At 65.0% G+C, this 15,469-nt stretch carries 12 protein-coding genes; 11 read left to right on the top strand and 1 reads right to left on the bottom strand.

What is annotated here, in order from left to right; all coding sequences use genetic code 11:
• The first annotated feature begins 8 nt into the window (after positions 1 to 8).
• From murD to lpxC, 10 genes are all read left to right on the top strand, one after another.
• A complete protein-coding gene (murD, locus tag E1N52_RS11985; protein WP_133183000.1) occupies positions 9 to 1,526 on the top strand; it encodes a UDP-N-acetylmuramoyl-L-alanine--D-glutamate ligase in 1,518 nt (505 codons plus the stop codon).
• Positions 1,523 to 2,788 (top strand): putative lipid II flippase FtsW, encoded by a 1,266-nt coding sequence (gene ftsW, locus E1N52_RS11980; protein ID WP_133182999.1) that lies wholly within the window; start codon positions 1,523 to 1,525, stop codon positions 2,786 to 2,788. Before murD ends, ftsW begins: the two co-directional genes overlap by 4 nt.
• Positions 2,785 to 3,888 (top strand): undecaprenyldiphospho-muramoylpentapeptide beta-N-acetylglucosaminyltransferase, encoded by a 1,104-nt coding sequence (gene murG / locus E1N52_RS11975; RefSeq protein WP_133182998.1) that lies wholly within the window; start codon positions 2,785 to 2,787, stop codon positions 3,886 to 3,888. The genes ftsW and murG overlap by 4 nt, the downstream gene beginning before the upstream one ends.
• Positions 3,885 to 5,279, top strand: a complete 1,395-nt coding sequence (murC, locus tag E1N52_RS11970; RefSeq protein WP_133182997.1) for a UDP-N-acetylmuramate--L-alanine ligase — start codon at positions 3,885 to 3,887, stop codon at positions 5,277 to 5,279. The genes murG and murC overlap by 4 nt, the downstream gene beginning before the upstream one ends.
• A 5-nt stretch (positions 5,280 to 5,284) precedes the next feature.
• On the top strand, positions 5,285 to 6,226 hold the full coding sequence (locus E1N52_RS11965) for a D-alanine--D-alanine ligase (protein WP_133182996.1): 942 nt from the start codon (positions 5,285 to 5,287) through the stop codon (positions 6,224 to 6,226).
• Positions 6,227 to 6,286: 60 nt separating this feature from the next.
• Positions 6,287 to 7,042, top strand: coding sequence for a cell division protein FtsQ/DivIB (locus E1N52_RS11960; RefSeq protein ID WP_133182995.1), 756 nt, complete (start codon positions 6,287 to 6,289; stop codon positions 7,040 to 7,042).
• 27 nt (positions 7,043 to 7,069) lie between these two features.
• Entirely contained in the window at positions 7,070 to 8,302 is a 1,233-nt protein-coding gene (gene ftsA, locus E1N52_RS11955; protein WP_042270315.1) for a cell division protein FtsA, read from the top strand.
• A gap of 141 nt (positions 8,303 to 8,443) precedes the next feature.
• Entirely contained in the window at positions 8,444 to 9,646 is a 1,203-nt protein-coding gene (gene ftsZ / locus E1N52_RS11950) for a cell division protein FtsZ (RefSeq protein ID WP_028207795.1), read from the top strand.
• A gap of 265 nt (positions 9,647 to 9,911) precedes the next feature.
• Entirely contained in the window at positions 9,912 to 10,421 is a 510-nt protein-coding gene (locus tag E1N52_RS11945) for a peroxiredoxin (RefSeq protein WP_133182994.1), read from the top strand.
• A gap of 258 nt (positions 10,422 to 10,679) precedes the next feature.
• Positions 10,680 to 11,597, top strand: coding sequence for a UDP-3-O-acyl-N-acetylglucosamine deacetylase (gene lpxC, locus E1N52_RS11940; RefSeq protein WP_133183019.1), 918 nt, complete (start codon positions 10,680 to 10,682; stop codon positions 11,595 to 11,597).
• A 101-nt stretch (positions 11,598 to 11,698) separates the two neighbouring features.
• Here lpxC and E1N52_RS11935 read toward each other — a convergent pair whose 3' ends face one another.
• A complete protein-coding gene (locus tag E1N52_RS11935) occupies positions 11,699 to 12,172 on the bottom strand; it encodes a DciA family protein (RefSeq protein WP_133182993.1) in 474 nt (157 codons plus the stop codon).
• A gap of 386 nt (positions 12,173 to 12,558) precedes the next feature.
• Here E1N52_RS11935 and secA point away from each other — a divergent pair, with 386 nt between their 5' ends.
• A complete protein-coding gene (gene secA / locus E1N52_RS11930) occupies positions 12,559 to 15,363 on the top strand; it encodes a preprotein translocase subunit SecA (protein WP_133182992.1) in 2,805 nt (934 codons plus the stop codon).
• Positions 15,364 to 15,469: the final 106 nt, after the last annotated feature.

The raw sequence follows: 15,469 nt of genomic DNA, 5'->3' as shown, positions 1-15,469 counted from the left end.
AGCAAGCGATGTTCGGCGAGAAGTTTCGGGATCGGCAAAAGCCGATGGTGCTCGTGCTGGGACTCGGGGAATCGGGTCTCGCGATGGCGCGTTGGTGCGCGCGGCATGGTTGCCGCCTGCGCATTGCCGACACGCGCGAAGCGCCGCCCAATCTTCCCGAAGTCGCCGCACGCGGCATCGATGCCGATTTCGTGGGCGGTGCGTTCACGACGGCGCTGCTCGAGGGCGTGGAGCTCGTAGCGATCAGCCCGGGCCTCTCGCCGCTCGCCGAAGATCTCGTGCCGCTGATCGCGGCGGCGCGTGAGCGCGGCATCGAAGTGTGGGGCGAACTCGAACTCTTCGCGCAGGCGCTGCGCCATCTCGGCGAGAGCGGCTACGCACCGAAGGTGCTCGCCATCACCGGCACGAACGGCAAGACCACCACGACGAGCCTGACAGGCATGCTTTGCGAGCGCGCGGGCAAGCGCGTAGCGGTGGCAGGCAACATCAGCCCAGCCATGCTCGACAAGCTCGCCGAAGCCATCGACAACACCGCGCTGCCCGACGTCTGGGTGCTCGAACTGTCGAGCTTCCAGCTGGAGACGGCGCACACGTTCGAGCCGGACGCCGCGGCGGTCCTCAACATCACGCAGGACCATCTCGACTGGCACGGCGGCCTCGACGCCTACGCAGCCGCGAAGGGCCGTATCTTCGGGCCGCGCACGACGCGCGTGCTTAACCGCGACGACGCGCGTGTCATGTCGCTCGCGAGCGTGAAGGCGAGTGGCGACGCGAAGGTCGTGACCTTCGGCCTGAACGAGCCCGAGAACGACGGCGACCTGGGCCTCTTGCGCGAAAACGGCATGCAGTGGCTCGTGCAGGCGCACGACCTCGACGCGGCCGACGTGCCTGTGTCTCCCCGTCGCCGCAAGCAGCAGGAAGCGGCGCCCGTAAATCTCGGCATGAAGCGCCTCATGCCTGCCGACGCCCTGCGCATTCGCGGCCTGCACAACGCAGCCAACGCGCTCGCGGCATTCGCGCTCACGCGCGCGATCGATCTCGCGCCCGCGCCGCTTCTGCACGGCCTGCGCGAGTATCGCGGCGAGCCGCATCGCGTGGAGCTGATCGCATCGATCGACGGCATCGACTATGTGGACGACAGCAAGGGCACGAACGTCGGCGCGACGGTGGCGGCGCTCGACGGCCTCGCGCAGCGCACCGTGCTGATCGCCGGCGGCGACGGCAAGGGCCAGGACTTCGACCCGCTCGTCGCCCCGGTTGCACGCTGGTGCCGCGCCGTCATGCTGATCGGTCGCGACGCATCGAAGATCCGCGCGGCGCTCGAGGAAACCGGCATCGCGATGAGCGATCACGCGACGCTCGAAGAAGCCACGCGCGCGGCGACGGCGCTCGCGCAACCCGGCGACGTCGTGCTGCTTTCGCCCGCTTGCGCGAGCCTCGATATGTTCCGCAACTACGCCCATCGCGCGGCCGTGTTCCACGACACCGTAGAAGAAATCGCTGCAGAACGGGGGACGATGATATGAGCTGGTCCGAGCGATTCGGTGCGCGTCTCTCGCGCGAAGACGGTCAGGCCGGCGGTTCGTCGGGCGGCGGCGCTCGCTCGGGCGGTCTTGCGAGCGTCGTCAACGGCGTGCGTCCTGGCCGCTCGCGCATGCTCGACTACGACCACTCGCTCCTGTGGGCCGTGATCGCGCTGCTCGGTCTTGGCGTGGTGATGGTCTACTCGGCCTCGATCGCCATGCCCGATTCGCCCAAGTACGCCTCGTACCGCGACTGGGCGTTTCTCGCGCGCCATATCGTTTCGCTCGTGATCGCCACGGTCGCGGCGCTCATCGCGTTCCGTATTCCCGTTTCGACGTGGGAGCGTTACGCGCCCAAGCTCTTTCTCATCTCGCTCGCCATGCTCGTGGTCGTGCTGATTCCGCACATCGGCAAGGGCGTGAACGGCGCGCGTCGCTGGATTCCGCTCGGCATCACGAACATGCAGCCGTCGGAAATCATGAAGCTCGCCGTGACGATCTACGCGGCGAACTACACGGTGCGCAAGCAGGAATACATGCATAGCTTCGCGAAAGGCTTCCTGCCGATGGCATTCGCCGTGGGCGTGGTCGGCGCGCTGCTGCTGCTCGAGCCTGACATGGGCGCATTCATGGTGATCGCCGCGATCGCTATGGGCGTGCTGTTCCTCGGCGGCGTGAACGGCAAGCTGTTCGGCGGCCTCGTGGCCACCGCAGTCGGTACGTTCACGATTCTCGTGTGGGCGTCGCCGTGGCGCCGCGAGCGGATCTTCGCGTACCTCGATCCGTGGGACGACCGCTACGCGCAGGGCAAGGCGTACCAGCTTACGCACTCGCTCATCGCGTTCGGTCGCGGCGAATGGTTTGGCGTCGGTCTTGGCGGCAGCGTCGAGAAGCTCAACTATCTGCCGGAAGCGCACACCGACTTCATTCTCGCCGTGATCGGCGAGGAACTCGGTTTCGTCGGCGTGCTGATCGTGATCCTGCTGTTCTACTGGATCGTGCGCCGCTCGTTCGAGATCGGCCGCCAGGCGCTCGCGCTCGACCGCACGTTCGCGGGTCTCGTCGCCAAGGGGCTTGGCGTGTGGTTCGGCGCGCAGGCCTTCATCAACATGGGCGTGAACCTGGGGCTGTTGCCGACCAAGGGTCTCACGCTGCCGCTCGTGAGCTATGGCGGCTCGGGCATCTTGCTGAACTGCATTGCGGTGGCGCTGCTGTTGCGTGTGGACTACGAGAACCGGGTCTTGATGCGCGGAGGCAAGGTATGACCGCAGCAACGCGCACGCTCATGGTGATGGCCGGCGGCACCGGGGGACACGTGTTCCCGGGTCTCGCCGTCGCACATCGCATGGAGCAGTGGGGCTGGCGCGTGGTGTGGCTCGGCAATCCCGCAGGCATGGAAGCGACGCTCGTGCCCAAGCACGGCATCACGATGGAGTACGTGCGCTTTGGCGGCGTGCGCGGCAAAGGTATCAAGACCAAGCTGATGCTGCCGCTGAACCTGCTGCGCGCCTGCACGCAGAGCCTCGCGGCGCTACGCCGCGTGAAGCCCGACGTCGTGCTCGGCATGGGCGGCTACATCACATTCCCGGCGGGCGTGATGAGTGCGCTGTCGGGCCGTCCGCTCGTGCTGCACGAACAGAATTCGATCGCCGGCCTCGCGAACAAGGTGCTCGCGAAGCTGGCCAAGCGCGTGCTCGTGGCGTTTCCGGGCGCGTTGCCGAACGCCGAGTGGACCGGCAACCCGATCCGCGAAGCGCTCGAACACGTCGACGCGCCGGCGGCACGCTACGCCGCGCGCAGCGGTCCGCTGCGCGTGCTCGTGGTGGGCGGCAGTCTCGGCGCGACGGCGCTCAACGAAGTGGTGCCGCGCGCGCTTTCGCTGCTCGCGCCGCAAGAACGTCCGCACATCGTGCATCAGGCGGGCGCGAAGCACATCGACGCCTTGCGTCAAAACTATCTCGACGCCGGACTCGAACTGAATGACACGGTGCAGCTCGTGCCGTTCATCGACGACATGGCGAGCGCCTACCGGAACGCGGATCTCGTGGTCTGCCGTTCGGGCGCAATGACGGTGGCCGAAATCGCGGCCGTGGGTGTGGCGGCATGCTTCGTGCCGTTCCCCTACGCCGTGGACGACCACCAGACCACCAACGCCGCGTTCCTTGCCGACAAGGACGCAGCGCTCGTGGTGCAGCAACGCGACCTGACGGCGGAAGGACTCGCCGACTGGTTGCGGCATCAGACCAGAACATCGCTGGCGGAAATGGCCGGGCGCGCTCGCGCGCTCGCGAAACCCGACGCCGCCGATCAGGTCGCGCGCATCTGCGCGGCTGTGGCGGGCGTAAGTGCGGGAGGAAAGCAATGAAACACATCGTCAAACATATCCATTTCGTTGGCATCGGCGGTGCGGGCATGAGCGGCATCGCCGAAGTGCTCGTCAACCTCGGCTATCAGGTAAGCGGCTCGGACCTCGCGAAGAACGCGGTCACCGATCGACTCGCCGCGCTCGGCGCGCGCATCGCGATCGGCCATGCCGAAGAGAACATCGAAGGCGCGAATGCCGTGGTCGTTTCGACCGCGGTGCGCAGCGACAACCCCGAAGTGCTCGCGGCACGCCATCGCCGCATTCCCATCGTGCCGCGCGCCGTAATGCTCGCGGAACTGATGCGTCTGAAGCAGGGCATCGCAATTGCAGGCACGCACGGCAAGACCACCACGACTTCGCTCGTGGCGAGCGTGCTGGCCGCGGGCGGGCTCGATCCGACTTTCGTGATCGGCGGGCGTCTGATCAGCGCGGGCGCGAACGCGCGCTTGGGCACGGGCGACTTCATCGTGGCCGAAGCCGACGAATCCGATGCATCGTTCCTGAACCTGTTCCCGGTGATCGAAGTCATTACGAACATCGACGCCGATCACATGGACACCTACGGGCACGACTTCGCGCGCCTGAAGCAGGCGTTCATCGAATTCACGCATCGCCTGCCGTTCTATGGCATTGCGGTGCTGTGCGTGGACGACCCGAACGTGAAGGAGATTCTGCCGTTCGTCTCGAAGCCGATCATCCGTTACGGCTTCGCGTCCGACGCGCAGGTGCGGGCCGTCAACGTGGTCGCGCGCGAAGGCAAGATGTACTTCACGGTGATGCGCGAAGACGCGCCGTCGCTCGACATCGTGCTGAATTTGCCGGGCACGCACAACGTGCAGAACGCGCTCGCCGCGATTGCGATCGCGACCGAACTCGAAGTGAAGGACGCCGATATTCAACGCGCGCTCGCGGAATTCAACGGCGTGGGCCGTCGTTTTCAGCGCTATGGCGAGATTCCCGTCAACGGCGGCGGCGCCTGGACGTTGATCGACGACTATGGCCATCACCCGGTGGAAATGGCCGCGACGATCGCAGCGGCGCGCGGCGCGTTTCCCGAGCGCCGTCTCGTGCTGGCGTTCCAGCCGCACCGCTATACGCGTACGCGCGACTGTTTCGAAGACTTCGTGCGCGTGCTGTCGACCGTCGATGCGCTCGTGCTGACCGATGTCTATGCGGCCGGCGAAGCGCCGATCGTCGCAGCGGATGGCCGCGCGCTCGCACGCGCGATTCGCGTGGCGGGCAAGGTCGAGCCGGTGTTCGTCGAGACCGTGGATGAAGTGCCGGAGGCGCTTGCAGCAGTGGTGCGCGACGGCGATGTGGTGATTACGATGGGCGCGGGTTCGATCGGCGGCGTGCCGGGCCGAATCGCCCAACAGGAACAGAAGGCGTGAGTGACATGAGCAGTATCGATCCGAAACAATTTGGCAAGGTCGCGGTGCTGTACGGCGGCGTGTCGGCCGAGCGCGAGGTGTCGCTCAAGTCGGGCACGCTCGTGCTGCAGGCGCTGCAGAGCGCCGGCATCGACGCGCATCCGTTCGACCCGTCCGAGCGCCCGCTTTCGGCGCTCAAGGACGAAGGCTTCGTGCGCGCCTTCAACGCGCTGCACGGTGGCTACGGCGAGAACGGCCAGATCCAGGGCGCGCTCGACTTCTACGGCATTCGCTATACGGGCACGGGCGTGCTCGGTTCCGCGCTCGGGCTCGACAAGTTCCGCAGCAAGCTCGTGTGGCAGCAGCTCGGCATTCCCACACCGCCGTTCGAAGCGGTGCTGCGCGGAGACGACTACGCGGCGCGCGCGCCGCAGATCATCGCGAAGCTCGGCCTGCCGCTCTTCGTGAAGCCTGCGAGCGAAGGCTCGAGTGTGGCCGTGATCAAGGTGAAGGCGGAAGCCGAACTCGTGCCGGCGCTCGAAGAGGCCGCGAAGTTCGACAAGATCGTGCTGGTGGAAAAGAGCATCGAAGGCGGCGGCGAGTACACCGCGTGCATCGCGGGCGACCTCGATCTGCCGATCATCAAGATCGTGCCGGCGGGTGAGTTCTACGACTACGACGCGAAGTACATCCTCGACACGACGCAGTATCTGATTCCCTGCGGCGTCGCGCCGGAGAAAGAGGCTGAACTGAAGAAGCTCGCGCGCCGCGCGTTCGACGTGCTCGGCTGCACCGACTGGGGCCGCGCCGATTTCATGATGGACGGCGCAGGCAACGCGTACTTCCTCGAAGTGAACACGGCGCCGGGCATGACCGATCACTCGCTGCCGCCGAAGGCTGCGCGGTCGGTCGGCATCGAGTATCGCGATCTGGTGGTACGCGTGCTGGCACAGACGCTAAAAGATTGAACCCCTAATTAATCTCTGACCGACGAATTGCCGAACCGGTATTGAACCGACAATCTCTAAATGTGGAATAACGTACGCCAGCTCAACCTTGCCGCCAACGCGTTGCACGCGCTGCTCGCGTTCGCGTTGCTGGCGGCTGGCTGCTACTGGCTCGTGCAGCGCCCGAACTTCGCGCTGCGGGAGATCCGCATCGAGGGCGACACCGAGCACATCAATTCGCCCACCGTGCGAGCGAGCGTGGTCGGCCGGCTGAAGGGCAACTTCTTCACGGTCGATCTCGATACGGCGCGCGCCGCGTTCGAGCAGATGCCGTGGGTGCGTCACGCGAGCGTGCGCCGCGTGTGGCCCAACGCACTGGCTGTCACGCTCGAAGAGTACAAACCGCTGGGTACGTGGGGCAGCGATCAGCTCGTGAGCACGGACGGCGAGCTGTTCACGGCGAACCAGGGCGAACTCGACGAAGAGTTGCCCGCGTTCGACGGCCCCGACGGCACGGCGCCCGAGGTGGTTGCGCGCTACCGCGACCTGGAGAAGTGGTTCGCGCCGCTCGGGCTCACGCCCGACGAAGTGACGCTCTCGCCGCGTTACGCATGGACGGTGAAGCTCTCGAACGGCATGCAGGTGGAGTTGGGCCGCGAGCGTAACGCCGACACACTGAGCGAGCGTTCGCACCGCCTCATCGCAGCATGGTCGGCGGTGACGCAACGTTGGGGCAAAGAGATCGAATACGCGGACTTGCGTTATCCGAACGGGTTTGCGATAAGGGCGGCCGGCATGCGCTTCATCAGTGACACGCCCGCTCCGGGCAAGAAGTAACAGGACATCACACGCAACGAGCACGATATGAGTAAAGACTATAAGGATCTGCTGGTCAGCCTCGACATCGGGACGTCGAAGGTGGTGGCCGTCGTCGCCGAATTGAAGGGCGAAGGCCACTACGAAGTGATCGGTCTCGGCCAGAGCGAATCGAAAGGTCTCAAGAAGGGCGTGGTGGTGAACATCGAGGCCACTGTGCAGTCTATCCAGCGAGCGCTCGAAGAAGCGGAACTCATGGCCGACTGCAAGATCACTAACGTATTCACCGGTATTGCGGGCAGCCACATTCGCAGCTTCAACTCGAGCGGCATGGTCGCCATCAAGGAGAAGGAGGTCACGCAGGCAGACGTCGCGCGCGTGATCGAAACGGCGAAGGCGATCAACATTCCGACCGACCAGCAGGTGCTGCATATCCTCACGCAGGAATTCATCATCGACGGCCAGGAAGATGTGCGCGAGCCGATCGGCATGAGCGGCATCCGCCTCGAAGTGAAGGTGCATATCGTGACGGGCGCGGTGAGCGCGGCGCAGAACATCGTGAAGTGCGTGCGCCGCTGCGGCCTCGAAGTGAACGACCTCATCCTGCAGCCGCTCGCTTCGTCGCTGGCGGTGCTGACCGAGGACGAGAAGGAACTCGGCGTGGTGCTTGTCGACGTCGGCGGCGGCACGACCGATATCGCGATCTTCAGCGAAGGCGCGATTCGCCATACCGCGGTGATTCCGATCGCGGGCGACCAGGTGACGAGCGACATCGCCATGGCGCTGCGCACGCCCACGCCCGACGCGGAAGACATCAAGGTGAGTTACGGCATCGCGAAGCAGGCGCTCGCCGATCCGGACGAGATGATCGAAGTGCCGGGTCTGGGCGAACGCGGTCCGCGCACGCTGTCGCGCCAGGCGCTTGCCGCTGTGATCGAGCCGCGCGTGGAAGAGCTTTTCTCGCTCGTGCAGCAGGTGGTGCGCGAGTCGGGCTACGAAGAACTGTTGAGCTCGGGCGTCGTGCTCACGGGCGGCGCCGCGATGATGCCGGGCATGGTGGAGCTGGGCGAGGACATTTTCCTGAAGCCGGTGCGCATTGGCGTGCCGGAATACGCGGGCGGTCTGGCCGACGTGGTGCGCAATCCGCGCTACTCGACGGCGATGGGCCTGCTCGTCGAAGGCCGCTCGCAGCGTATGCGCGGGCGCAAGGTTGCAGTGCAGTCGGGGTCGATGGGCCAGGTCTTTTCACGCATGAAGGACTGGTTCCTCGGCAACTTCTGACGACAGAAGTCGCAGGACAGAAGGCGAAGTACAAGCTTCGAAAATCGCGCTGGTGACGGCGGCTAGCGCGCAGTGGAAGGTTGCCCGATCTTCCACTGGATAACGGCCGAGGAGCGGAATCTTTTTCTTGACGGAGGCAACATGGAATTCCAGATGCTGGAAACCGAAACCAACGGCACCATCATCAAGGTGGTAGGCGTTGGTGGTGCGGGCGGCAATGCCGTGCAGCACATGATCAACCGCGGCGTGCAAGGCGTCGATTTCATCGTGATGAACACGGACGCACAGGCGCTCTCGCGCTCGCGTGCATCGGCCGTGATTCAGCTCGGCAACACGGGCCTTGGCGCCGGTGCGAAGCCGGAGATGGGCCGCGCGGCAGCAGAAGAAGCACGTGAGCGCATCGCCGACGCACTGCGCGGCGCGCACATGGTGTTCATTACCGCCGGCATGGGCGGCGGCACCGGCACGGGCGCAGCCCCGGTCGTCGCGCAGATCGCCAAGGAAATGGGCATTCTCACCGTTGGCGTGGTGAGCAAGCCGTTCGAGTTCGAAGGCGGCAAGCGTATGCGTGTGGCGGAAGCCGGCTCGCAGCAACTGGAGGATCACGTCGACTCGCTGATCGTCGTCCTGAACGACAAGCTGTTCGACGTGATGGGCGATGACGCCGAGATGGACAAGTGCTTCCAGTGCGCGGACGACGTTCTGAACAACGCAGTTGCAGGCATCGCCGAAATCATCAACGTCGACGGTCTCGTGAACGTCGACTTCGAAGACGTGAAGACGGTGATGGGCGAGCAGGGCAAGGCGATGATGGGCACGGCGACGGTTGCCGGCGTCGATCGCGCACGCCTCGCGGCGGAACAGGCCGTGGCGAGCCCGCTGCTCGAAGGCGTCGATCTGTCGGGTGCGCGCGGCGTGCTGGTCAACATCACGTCGAGCCGTTCGCTGCGTCTGTCGGAAACGCGCGAAGTGATGAACACCATCAAGAGCTATGCTGCGGAAGACGCGACGGTGATCTTCGGTGCGGTGTACGACGACGCGATGGGCGACGCGCTGCGCGTGACGGTGGTCGCAACGGGTCTCGGCCGCGCTGCGAAGAAGCAGCAAGCCGCGCCGATGCAACTGCTGCGCACGGGCACGGACAACCAGCCGATCCCGGCTCCGGCGGGTTCGTACGCACCGCAGCACAGCGGCCACGGCAACACGGCCGACTACGGCGCGCTCGACACGCCGGCAGTGTGGCGCACGTCGCGCGACACCGCGGCTTCGCACGTGCAGGCGCTGCAGGAAAAGGGCGTCGACACGTACGATATCCCGGCGTTCCTGCGCAAGCAGGCGGACTGACACGCGAGCCGATCTGACTGCGGCAGGGCACGCGTTGCCCTCGCCCGCAGACAGAGAGCGCGCTGCGTAGCAATGAAGGCGAGCAAGACCAGCAAGGCCGCATCCGCCAGGATGCGCGGCAGGGACGGTTGCCCGCCACGCGTAGAGCGTGGGGGGGACAGGCGCGGTGTCGCCAGGCGTTCCTGTGTAACCTTGGAGTACATCGTTGCCCAACATTGCACGACGCCGGCGCGACACGCTTGCGCATCGTTGCGAAGGACGAGTCATGATCAAACAGGGTGAAACGCTGCCCGAAGCGACCCTCTTCGAGTTCGTCGAAGACGCGCGCGAGGGTTGCACGCTGGGGCCGAACAGCTTCGACGTGCAAAAGGAAGCGGCGGGCAAGCGCGTGGTGATCTTCGGATTGCCGGGCGCATTCACGCCCACGTGCTCCGCGAAGCACGTGCCGGGTTACGTCGAACACTTTGACGCGCTGCGCGCGGCCGGTGTCGACGAGGTCTGGTGCGTGTCCGTCAACGACGCGTTCGTCATGGGCGCGTGGGGACGCGATCAGCGTACCTCGGGCAAGGTACGCATGATGGCCGACGGCAGCGCAGCGTTGACTCGTGCACTCGGACTGGAGCAGGATTTGTCGGCGCGTGGCATGGGAATCCGCTCCCAGCGCTATGCGATGGTGGTCGACGACGGCGTGGTCAAGACGCTGCACGTCGAAACACCCGGCAAGTTCGAAGTGAGCGATGCTGCGAGCATACTTGCCACGTTGACCCGCGCATGAGCGCGTTAGCGGGCGCTGCGTTGCCCTGAAGCAACGCGCACCTGCGGCGCAAATGTGACAGGCCATTACGTGAGCCCAGCGGGCCGATCACCCGGGAACGCCTCCGTTCCGGGCATCGGCCCGCGCTCCATCCCCATTGGGTAACACGGGGAAACAGTTTGTCACGCCGGTGAAAACGACGGACTCGGCGCAACTGGAGTATAATTCGTGCTATGAATTAAAAAATCCCGATTGGGATTTTCAATGAGCAAGAAGACCATGTTGAAGCAGCGAACCATCAAATCAATCGTGAAGACAGTCGGCATCGGCCTGCATTCGGGGCGCAAGGTCGACTTGACGCTCCGTCCGGCGGCGCCGAACACGGGCATCGTGTTTTCGCGCGTGGATTTGCCGACGCCGGTTGATATCCCCGCATCGGCGATGGCGATTGGCGACACGCGCCTCGCCTCGGTGCTGCAGAAAGACGGCGCACGTGTCTCGACGATCGAGCACCTCATGTCCGCCTGCGCAGGCCTTGGCATCGACAACCTCTACGTGGATGTGACCGCCGAGGAAATTCCGATCATGGACGGCAGCGCGGCTTCGTTCGTGTTCCTGATCCAGTCGGCGGGTATCGAGGAGCAGAACGCTCCGAAGAAGTTCATCAAGGTCAAGAAGCCCGTGGAGATCCGCGACGGCGACAAGTTCGCACGTCTCGACCCTTACTTCGGCTTCAAGCTCAAGTTCACGATCGACTTCCGCCACCCGGCCGTCGACAAGACGGGCCAGGCGCTCGAAGTGGACTTCGCGAATACCTCGTACGTGCGCGAAATCGCGCGCGCCCGCACGTTCGGCTTCGCGCATGAAGTCGAGATGATGCGTGAGCTCGGCCTCGCACGCGGCGGCAGCATGGACAACGCCATCGTGCTGGACGAGTACCGCATTCTGAACAACGACGGCCTGCGCTACGACGACGAGTTCGTGAAGCACAAGATGCTCGACGCGATCGGCGACCTGTACGTGGTCGGCCATCCGCTGCTGGCGGCGTACGACGCGTACAAGTCGGGTCACGGCCTGAACAACGCGCTGCTGCGCGAGCTGCTCGCGAATGAGGACGCCTACGAGATCGTCACGTTCGACGATCCGCAGAAGGCGCCGCGCGGCTTCGGCTACGAGGCACAGACGGCATTCGCCTGAGTTTCGCAAGCGATTTGCCAGTAAAAAGGGCAGCTTAAAGCTGCCCTTTTTCTTTTTGCGCGGCTTCGTTGCGCAGTTTCGTGAGACTTGGGCGCGCCGGATCAGCGCTTTTTCATGTGGCGCGCCGCCATCTTCGCGAGGGCGGCCTGCAGCGGTGAAGCCTCGAGCGTTTCGCTCAGCGCCTGGAGCGCTGCGGCGCCTGCCGGCGTCATGCGCGCCTGCTTGGGCGGTGCCGGATCTTTCACGGCTTGGGGGCGCACGCGGATGCGCACGCTGTTCAAGGCCCAGCCGCGCGCCTGCAGGTCGGCCACGAGCCGCGGCTCCAGATGCCGCAACCGCGCGGCGAGCGCGTTGTGCGCAGTGAAAAGGGCCAGCGTGCCGTCCTTAATGAAGCCGGGCTCGACGCTTGCCGCGAGATAGTCGGGCAGCAGCGCATTCAGGTCGCGCTGGATCGCCGCGATCTGCTCCACGCCGGCGCGCAGCGGCGCGAACGCGTCAGTGCGGCTCAGCACTTCAGCGAGCGGCTGGGGGGCGCGTGGTCCCCTGGACCTTGAAAACGGCGAGAAACGGCTCATGTGGTGTCAAGATGGGCAAGCGCGCAGGGCGGCGTCTCGTTTCTGAATGCAAGAAGCCTAAGCGCACTACGGGACTGCGATGCCGTCATTGTAGCCTGCGCACCGCTCGCCCAAGCGCCTTCAGGCCGTTCAGCCAGGGCCGCATCGCGGCCCTTCGTCGCACGGCGGGAAGGCCGTCCGCGCGGGCAACGCGCGCGCCAGAGCCGTCTTTGCGCTGACACAGGCGGGTGAGGGGGCGCGTGCTAAAATGCCCGATTCGAATCCACCATTTTTGGGCTAAAGCCGCCGAGGTCCCTCCGGTCTGGATGCGTAGTGCACACCCTGCACAACCCGCTGAACCCACCCTCAGGAATCCCGGCCGAAGCCGCGACGCAGACACCGATCCGATGACCACCGGTTTCTTACAGAAAATCTTTGGCAGCCGCAATCAGCGCCTGATCAAGCAATATCAGAAGACGGTCGCGGCGATCAACGCGCTCGAACCGAAGATCGAGCAGTACACCGACGAGCAACTGCGCGCGAAGACGGCCGAGTTCCGCGAGCGCGTGGCCAACGGCACGTCGCTCGACGAACTGCTGCCCGAGGCGTTCGCCGTTTGCCGCGAGGCGAGCAAGCGCGTGCTGAAGATGCGCCACTTCGACGTGCAGCTGATCGGCGGCATGGTGCTGCATTACGGCAAGATCGCTGAAATGCGCACCGGCGAAGGCAAGACGCTCGTCGCCACGCTGCCCGTGTACCTGAATGCGTTGTCGGGCCGCGGTGTGCACGTCGTGACGGTCAACGACTACCTCGCGCAGCGCGACGCCGAATGGATGGCGCGCCTCTACAACTTCCTCGGTCTGTCCGTCGGCATCAACCTGTCGCAGATGGACCACGCGACGAAGCAGGAAGCGTACGCCGCGGACATCACCTACGGTACGAACAACGAGTTCGGCTTCGACTACCTGCGCGACAACATGGTCTACGAGACCGAGGCGCGCGTGCAGCGTGCGCTGAACTTCGCCGTGGTCGACGAAGTGGACTCGATCCTGATCGACGAAGCGCGTACGCCGCTCATCATCTCGGGCCAGGCCGAAGACCACACCGAACTCTACGTGCGCATGAACGCGCTGCCGCCGCTCCTCGAGCAGCAGATCGGCGAAGAGAAGGCCGACGGCACGGGCGTGGAAAAGCCGGGCGACTACACGCTCGACGAAAAGGCGCGCCAGGTGTTCCTCACCGAATCGGGCCACGAGAAGGCCGAGCGCATGCTCTCCGAGTGGGGTCTGATCGGCCAGGGCGAAAGCCTCTACGCGCCGCAGAACATCACGCTGATGCACCACGTGTACGCCGCATTGCGTGCCCACACGCTGTTCCACAAGGACCAGCACTACGTGGTGCAGAACGGCGAAGTCATCATCGTCGACGAATTCACCGGCCGTCTGATGGCCGGCCGCCGCTGGTCGGACGGTCTGCACCAGGCCGTGGAAGCGAAGGAGCACGTGAAGATCCAGAGCGAGAACCAGACGCTCGCTTCGATCACGTTCCAGAACTATTTCCGCATGTACGCGAAGCTCTCGGGCATGACGGGTACGGCCGACACCGAAGCGTACGAATTCAACGAGATCTACGGCCTCGAAACGGTCGTGGTTCCGACGAACCGCACGCCCAAGCGGATCGACAAGCAGGATCAGATCTACAAGACCGCGAAGGAGCGCTACGAGGCCGTCATCCGCGATATCCGCGATTGCTACGAGCGCGGTCAGCCGGTGCTCGTGGGCACGACGTCGATCGAGAACTCGGAACTGCTCTCGAACCTGCTGACCAAGGCCGGTTTGCCGCACGAAGTGCTCAACGCGAAGCAGCACGCACGGGAAGCGGCGATCGTTGCCGAAGCGGGCCGTCCGAAGCGCGTCACGATCGCCACCAACATGGCGGGCCGCGGTACCGACATCGTGCTGGGCGGCAATGCAGAAAAGCAGGCCTCGTTCATCGAGGCCGACGACGCCATCCCCGCCGACGAAAAGGCGCGCCGCATCCAGCAACTGAACGACGAGTGGCAGACGCTGCACGATCAGGTGAAGGCCGCGGGCGGTCTGCACATCATCGGCACCGAGCGTCACGAGTCGCGCCGGATCGACAACCAGCTGCGCGGCCGTGCGGGCCGTCAGGGCGACCCGGGTTCGTCGCGTTTCTATCTCTCGCTCGAAGATCCGCTGCTGCGCATTTTTGCGGGCGACCGCGTGCGCGCGATCATGGACCGCCTGAAGATGCCGGAAGGCGAGGCGATCGAAGCGGGCATCGTGACGCGTTCGATCGAGTCGGCGCAGCGCAAGGTCGAAGCGCGCAACTTCGACATCCGCAAGCAGCTGCTCGAATACGACGACGTCTCGAACGATCAGCGCAAGGTGATCTACCAGCAGCGCAACGAACTGCTCGAAGCGCATGACATCACCGAAACGATCGGCGCGATGCGTCATGGCGTGATCACCGACATCGTGCGCCAGTTCGTGCCGCACGGCAGTATCGAAGAGCAGTGGGACGTGCCCGAGCTCGAAGAAGTGCTGCGCAACGAATGGCAGCTCGACCTCGCGATCCAGGAGATGATCAACGAGTCGTCGTCGATCGACGCCGATGAAATTCTCGAAGCCGTGCTCGCCGCCGGCGACGAAGCGTACGAGCAGAAGGTCGCGCTCGTGGGCCGCGAATCGTTCAGCGCGTTCGAGCGCTCGGTCATGCTGCAAACGCTCGACCGCAGCTGGCGCGAACACCTCGCGGCGCTCGACCACCTGCGTCAGGGCATCCATCTGCGCGGCTATGCGCAGAAGAACCCGAAGCAGGAGTACAAGCGCGAGGCGTTCGAACTGTTCGCCGCAATGCTCGAAGCCGTGAAGCTCGAAGTCACGCGTATCGTGATGAACGTGCAGATCCAGTCGCCGGAGCAGCTCGAACAGGCTGCCGAGCAGATCGAAGAGCAGGGCCATCATGTCGAGAACGTCGAGTTCCGCCATGCCGAATTCGCCGAAGCCGACACGGCGCCGGCTCCCGCGGCTGCCGCACCGGTGGCCGCAGACGCCGCCGCCGCAATGGTGGGCGCGGCCATGAGCCATACGCCGCCGGTGGGCAGCGAAATGCCGAAGGTGGGCCGCAACGATCCGTGCCCGTGCGGCAGCGGCAAGAAGTACAAGCAGTGTCACGGCAAGATCGCGTGACGCAGGCTTGAACGTAGATTCCGGTGGCCCGCTTCTTCTCGCGGGCCTTGCGTTTTGAATCCCGATGCCGGCCAGGCTCCAGCGCCCTGGCCGGCATCGCCATTTC

The organism is Paraburkholderia guartelaensis (assembly GCF_004353905.1).
Taxonomy (GTDB): Bacteria; Pseudomonadota; Gammaproteobacteria; order Burkholderiales; family Burkholderiaceae; genus Paraburkholderia; species Paraburkholderia guartelaensis.
The sequence above is the reverse complement of the archived record's forward strand: the minus strand, read 5'-3'. Positions and strand labels throughout refer to the sequence as shown.